The following is a 5,470-nucleotide window of genomic DNA, read 5'->3' as shown; positions in this document are numbered from 1 at the left end:
TCAACATCGCGAAACACCTCCGGTGGGTTCAGGCAGGAACTGCCCATGCGCTTCAACGTGCTTCCGTTGTAACATGTCGTCGAAAGGATGACAAGCAAGGAGTCATCTGGAGGATGACAGACGACGGAGAGTGCCATGAACGAGGCCGCCCCCACGCCCACCAAGGTCCCCTTCCTCGCCGCCGCAGCGGCACTGGAGACCATCGGCCAGGCGGTCAGGGACGCCCAGCAAACCCCTGCCGAATCGCCTACGGCCCCGGCGGAACGCACGCCGGACCAGGGCCCGCACCCGGCTCTGGCCGCGCTGCTGATGCTGCGCGAGGTCCGTGAGCAGCTCGCCGGCTGGGAGAGCGGGCTGATCGAAACCGCCCGCGGGCAGGGCGCGAGCTGGGCCGACCTCGCGGGCCCCCTCGGGGTCGCCAGCCGCCAGGCCGCCGAACGCCGCTACCTGCGACTGCGCCCCGGCACGGCCGGGAGCACCGGCGAGCAGCGTGTCCAGGCCACCCGCGACACCCGCGCGGCCGACCGCACCGTCACCGCCTGGGCCCGCGACAACGCGGCCGACCTGCGCCGACTCGCCGGCCAGGTCACCTCCCTCACCGGCCTCCCCGCCGGCGCCCAGGCGGCTGTCGGCGATCTGAACCTGGCCCTCGCCGACAACGACGCGGCCCGCCTCGTCCGGCCTCTGGCCGACACCCGGCCTCATCTGCGGCCGGGGGACGCCGAGCTCGCCGAACGCATCGACGCCCTGACCCGACACGCCGACCAGCTCCGTCAGGACACCCACGACCAGCGCAGCATGTGATCCGCACCCCCGAACCTCGCCCGGCCGACGGGCGTCGGGACCACGCCCGTCGGCCCAAGGAGTGATCCACCATGGTCGAACACCCTCCCCGGGAGGCCGGATGCCACGACGTCGCCGTGGACGTCCTGGACCACACGGTCACGGTCCGGCCCGTCGGCGAGATCGACATCGAGACGGCACCCTGCCTCCGGCTCGCCCTCACCGAAGCTCTCGCCCAGGCCTCGTCGGCCAAGCCCGTGGTGGTCGACTGCAGCCACCTCACCTTCTGCGACTCCGCGGCACTCAACGTGCTCCTCACCGCGCGGCGGGCAGCTCAGGAGACCGGCACCGTCATCCGCCTGGCAGCCCCCGGCCACCAGCTCCGGCGCCTCCTGGAGATAACCGGCGCCCTGCCCCTCTTCCCGGTGGATCCGGACCCGCCGTCCTACGCGTATCTCGGCGTCGGCTGAGGGCTGTCCCGTCCATCCGCGGTCCGTATCACGGCCGAGTGCCGCGACGGCGAGGGCGAACGCGGGAGCCTTGTCAGCGGACGACGTCGAAGACGTTCTTCTGCAGCCCGTTCGCGTACGCCTCGTGCTCGACGAGCTTCAGCTTCTGTGTGTCCTTGTCGGTGGCGCTGAAGAGCCGCTTGCCCGCGCCGAGCAGCAGCGGGAAGACGACCAGGTGGTAGCGGTCGATCAGGCCGGCGTCCGAAAGGGCCTGGTTCAGGGAGGCGCTGCCGTGGACGATGATCGGGCCGCCCTCGGTCTCCTTCAGCGCGGCGACCTCGTCGAGCGAACGCAGGATCGTGGTCTCGCCCCAGTTGGGCACGAGGTCGTCCTCGGTGAGGGTGGTGGAGACGACGTACTTCGGCATCACCTTGTAGTCGGCGAAGTCCTCCATGTCGGGCCACACCGGGCTGAACGCCTCGTAGCTGGTCCGGCCCAGCAGGATCGCAGCGGCTTCCTTCTGCTCCCGGCCCTTGATCTCGAACGCCTCGGGGAGGAACTCGACGTCCTTGAAGGTCCACCCGGAGTTCCGGTACCCGGGCTCGCCTCCGGGGCCCTCCACGACGCCGTCGAGCGATATGAAAGCGGTGCTGATCAGGGTACGCATCTCAGGTTCCTCGGTGTCTCGTGTCTGGTTCTCGGCGGGTTCGGCCGATGCCCGACCGCACTCGTCCCGTGGCTGTGGTGCAGCCCTCATGATCTATGACTGTGGATCACGGAGAGATTCATCGGTCGTCGCCCGCCCACCTCGAGCCGCCCGGCGTGGCGGTCGAGGACAGCGCCGCGTTCCGGCGGGTGCGGCGGCCTCGGGTGGTGGCGGTGTCACAGCTGGGGGACGTACGGGGCGAGGCCGACGATGAGGATGGACCGTTCGCCCGGCCCCGGCTCGGAGCCCGCGCGGACCGGGCCGACGTAGTGGCTGACCCTGTGGTCGTGGACGGCGTAGCCGTCCAGTGGGTCGGTGAGGGTGAAACCGGCGTGGATGTCCGCCCACGGGTCGTCGGGCTGGAGGCCCGCGCTGCCCGGTGTGGCGATGACGTTCTGGCCGCCGGTGACGTTGGTACGGCTGATCAGGTGGGCGAAGGTGAACGTGCCGGCCGAACCGCCGTCCTGGTGCAAGCAGTTCGGGGAGGAGACGGCGTCCTGGCCGGGGCGGTCGACGCCGAGCCTGATCAGGTGGACACCGGCCCACAGCGGCCGTCTCCCCAGATTCTTCAGTGCCAGGACCTGCTCGATGTCCCAGCGCAGGAGTCGCAGCAGCAGAGCGTTGCCGCGCAGCGCCTCGGGGATGTCGGGGAGCACGCGCCGCGTCCGCGGGGACTCGGGGTCGTCCTCGCCCTGGGAGAAGTCGGTGACGGTGCCGTGTACGGGGTCGGGGGTTCCGGGAATCCAGGACAGTTCGTCCTTCCACGGCAGGTACACGGCATGGGAGTACCGGCGGAACCGATTCGTTCCCGGGGCGTACGGATCGGGCGGCAGGGCCGCGAAGACCTCCCGGATCCTGGCCAGATCCTCCGAGGCGGAGCCGGCCAGGACGATACCGAGCCGCGCGGCGCCGTAGCGGGCGAACCCGCGCTCGCGCAGACCGTCCATGCCCTTCCCCAGGCCCCCCGCATCAGTGTGCGATCGCCGCTGGGGCTCAGTGTCTTCCATGTGTTCCTCCAACAGGTCACCGCCAGGGCCATGGCGCCGGCGGCCCGTGGCGGCCCGTACGCACGCCTCCCCGTCAGGCCCCGGGCTCGACGCTACAGGGCCTCGCCGTGTCGGGGCGGGGGCGGGTGCGGTGCCGCTCGTCGCCCGGTTTTCGTATTCCGCCGACAATCGGTCCCTACGGGGTAGAGGCGGACCGGGACACTGGCGGCGGGGGTTTCGAGAAGCAGAGGAGTATCGGTGATGGTGGACGATCCGTGGAGCTTCGGCCCGTCGTGCGGTGAGCTGGCCGGCATGGACCTGACCGGATGGCGGGTCGAGGCCGCTGATGGCCCCATTGGCGAAGTGGACGAGCACTCCGACGAGACGGGCAACGCGTTCCTGGTGGTGGACGCGGGCGGATGGATCTTCGGAAAGCTGCTGATTCCGGCGGGCGCGGTGACGCGGATCGACCGTGACGGGCGCACGCTCCATCTGAGCCTGAGCAGGGGGCAGGTGGAAGACGCGCCTCAGTTCCTGCCGGACGAGCACCGTGCCGACCGGGAGTACCGGGAGGACATCGTGCAGTACTACTGGAAGGCCGGTCCCTGCTAAGCGGCTGTCCCGTGGGCCCCGGCCCGTGGACTGCTGGAAGGGCCACTGCGCAGGACGACGCCGATCCGCCCCGGGAGACGGAGCGGATCGGTAGGCGTTCGTCGTGCGCGCTCTGAGGTGTCGTCAGATGCGGCCGCCCATGAGCTTGGTCAGCGGGCCGAGCTGCGGCTTGGCCGTCGAACGGCCGACGGCGAACGCCGCGCCGGCGACGCCGACGAGGCCTGCGGCCGCGCTCGCAGCGATCACCTTCCTGTTCTTGACGACGGTCCATGCGGCCGTGGCCGCGGTGGCGGCCTTGGCGGCGTTCGCCGTCACGGCCTTCTGGCCCGCCTGCAGGCCGCCGGACACGGCTCGGCCGGCGTTCTTGGTGGCCTCGCCCGCGGACCGGATGCCGGTCGTCACCGTCTCCTTGGTGTCGCGGGCGGAAGTCGCGGTGTCGGTCGCCGCTGTGGTGGCGTGCGACTGGGCGCGCTTGGCGGTCGCCGCGGCCCGCTTGGCGGGCGGCTTCCGGGTAGTGGTATTGCCAGAAGTCTTGGCATTTCCGTTCGATTCAGTCATGACATTCCTTCTTGCCTGTCTCGGGCCGGTGAAACGGGGAGCGTTGCACCGAAAGGGTCTGCGGGCCGTCCTACGGACCGGGGAAATCGCGCGGAAGGAGTGAGCCCAAGGGGCCCAGATCCAGGTTGAGATCGTCCATGGTCAGGCCGTACCGCGTGCACAGTTCTTCCATCCGTTCGTGCAGGATCATCAGCGTCATGCCGATGCGCTCTTCCTCGTCCTCGGCGAGATCGCCCTGGTCGACGCGGTGTACGGCAGTGCGTTCCATCAGCTGACGCAGCAGTTCCACGATGGTGAGCACGAGCTTGATCAGGTCGCGTTCCACTGTGTCGGGGTCGACGGAAAGCCGCTGGGCCACGGCGCGGCCCCCGGCGGTGGCTTGCGGGTCTTTCACCTCGGTCACCTCCTGGTCTCTGCGGCGCGGTCGACGAACGAGGCGCCGGGGCCGGGGGCTCGCGGCCAGGGAGCGGGCTCGTCGCGGGTGATCGACCGGATGACCGCACGCAGGTTGATGTGGACCAGATCGACGTCGGCGATGGAGAGGACCAGGTCCCCGGTCAGGACGGCGCCGCCGGTCAGCAGGCGGTCCAGCAGGTCGATGAGCGCCACCGGCGGGCCGGACAGCCGTTCTGGCGATGCGGGGGAACCGTCGTTCGGGAAGGGCGTGCTCATCGCGGCGCCCCGTCCGTGCCCGGGTCCGCCGCGGGAGCCGCGGGAGCCGCCGGAGCCGCCGGAGCCGCGGGAGCCGCCGGAGCCGCGGGAGCCGCCGGAGCCGCGAAGGAGTACGGCGCCCAGGGGCCGGTCACCTCCACCTGTACGCCGGCTGCCGGCCGCGTCGCCGCCTGCACTGCCTGGCGGAAGCGCTCCTCGGCTTCGGCGGGGACCAGATAGGCGTGGTTGGCGATGTTGATGCCGCGCCGGCCGGACAGCTCGCCCTGCTGGGGGCGGTGCGCGACCGCTGCCGTGGCGAGCGTCCGCGCCGCGTGCGTGACCTCGTCCGCGACGGCGCCGGCGGCACGGTAGAGGTCCTCGGTGCTGTGCCGCTTCTGCCTGCGCTGCCGCAGGTACGCGCGGCCCGGGCCCGGCGCATGCGGCTCGGCGGATTCCTTCGGGGTGACCTGCGCCGCGGCCGCGGCGTGGGGATCGGCGTGGACCTTCACTCCGAGTTCGACGTGGCCGTCGAGCCACGCCAGCAGTTCGGCGAACCGGTCGCGGTGATCGAGGAGCATGTCGGCCACCCGGGGCTCGTCGCGATAGACCGTGGCCAGCCGGAGCGGGAGGACCACCGCCTGACCGAACGCGGCGTCCACCACGGCGTGATGGGCCCAGGCCAGCTCTTCCAGCCTGCCGAGATCCCCCAGGCGGCGCGGCAGGGC

General features: G+C 71.2%; 9 protein-coding genes. 3 read left to right on the top strand and 6 right to left on the bottom strand.

Features of this window, described 5'->3' with window-relative positions; translation table 11 throughout:
• The first annotated feature begins 135 nt into the window (after positions 1-135).
• Together ACWGIU_RS28220 and ACWGIU_RS28215 are read left to right on the top strand one after the other, a co-directional pair.
• Entirely contained in the window at positions 136-804 is a 669-nt protein-coding gene (locus ACWGIU_RS28220) for an HSP18 transcriptional regulator (protein ID WP_453710415.1), read from the top strand.
• A 71-nt stretch (positions 805-875) separates the two neighbouring features.
• A complete protein-coding gene (locus tag ACWGIU_RS28215; RefSeq protein ID WP_453710413.1) occupies positions 876-1,253 on the top strand; it encodes an STAS domain-containing protein in 378 nt (125 codons plus the stop codon).
• Positions 1,254-1,326: 73 nt separating this feature from the next.
• On the opposite strand, the gene ACWGIU_RS28210 is transcribed toward ACWGIU_RS28215, so the two are convergent.
• Complete coding sequence (locus ACWGIU_RS28210) at positions 1,327-1,899, bottom strand: dihydrofolate reductase family protein (protein ID WP_453710411.1); 573 nt, start codon at positions 1,897-1,899, stop codon at positions 1,327-1,329.
• Positions 1,900-2,114: 215 nt separating this feature from the next.
• Positions 2,115-2,945, bottom strand: coding sequence for a 2OG-Fe dioxygenase family protein (locus ACWGIU_RS28205; protein ID WP_453710409.1), 831 nt, complete (start codon positions 2,943-2,945; stop codon positions 2,115-2,117).
• Between the two features lie 240 nt (positions 2,946-3,185).
• Between ACWGIU_RS28205 and ACWGIU_RS28200 the strand changes: the two genes are divergently transcribed.
• Positions 3,186-3,536 (top strand): PRC-barrel domain containing protein, encoded by a 351-nt coding sequence (locus ACWGIU_RS28200; RefSeq protein WP_453710407.1) that lies wholly within the window; start codon positions 3,186-3,188, stop codon positions 3,534-3,536.
• Between the two features lie 123 nt (positions 3,537-3,659).
• Here the strand turns inward: ACWGIU_RS28200 and ACWGIU_RS28195 are convergent, their stop codons facing one another.
• The 4 genes from ACWGIU_RS28195 to ACWGIU_RS28180 form a co-directional block, all read right to left on the bottom strand.
• Complete coding sequence (locus tag ACWGIU_RS28195; protein ID WP_453710405.1) at positions 3,660-4,094, bottom strand: hypothetical protein; 435 nt, start codon at positions 4,092-4,094, stop codon at positions 3,660-3,662.
• Between the two features lie 70 nt (positions 4,095-4,164).
• Complete coding sequence (locus tag ACWGIU_RS28190) at positions 4,165-4,497, bottom strand: gas vesicle protein K (protein ID WP_453710403.1); 333 nt, start codon at positions 4,495-4,497, stop codon at positions 4,165-4,167.
• Positions 4,494-4,766, bottom strand: coding sequence for a gas vesicle protein (locus ACWGIU_RS28185; RefSeq protein ID WP_453710401.1), 273 nt, complete (start codon positions 4,764-4,766; stop codon positions 4,494-4,496). The genes ACWGIU_RS28190 and ACWGIU_RS28185 overlap by 4 nt, the downstream gene beginning before the upstream one ends.
• A partial coding sequence (locus tag ACWGIU_RS28180; protein ID WP_453710399.1) for a GvpL/GvpF family gas vesicle protein occupies positions 4,763-5,470 on the bottom strand: 708 nt, incomplete at its 5' end. The genes ACWGIU_RS28180 and ACWGIU_RS28185, both read right to left, overlap by 4 nt.

This window comes from Streptomyces sp. NPDC054840, from assembly GCF_053611065.1.
The sequence above is the reverse complement of the archived record's forward strand: the minus strand, read 5'-3'. Positions and strand labels throughout refer to the sequence as shown.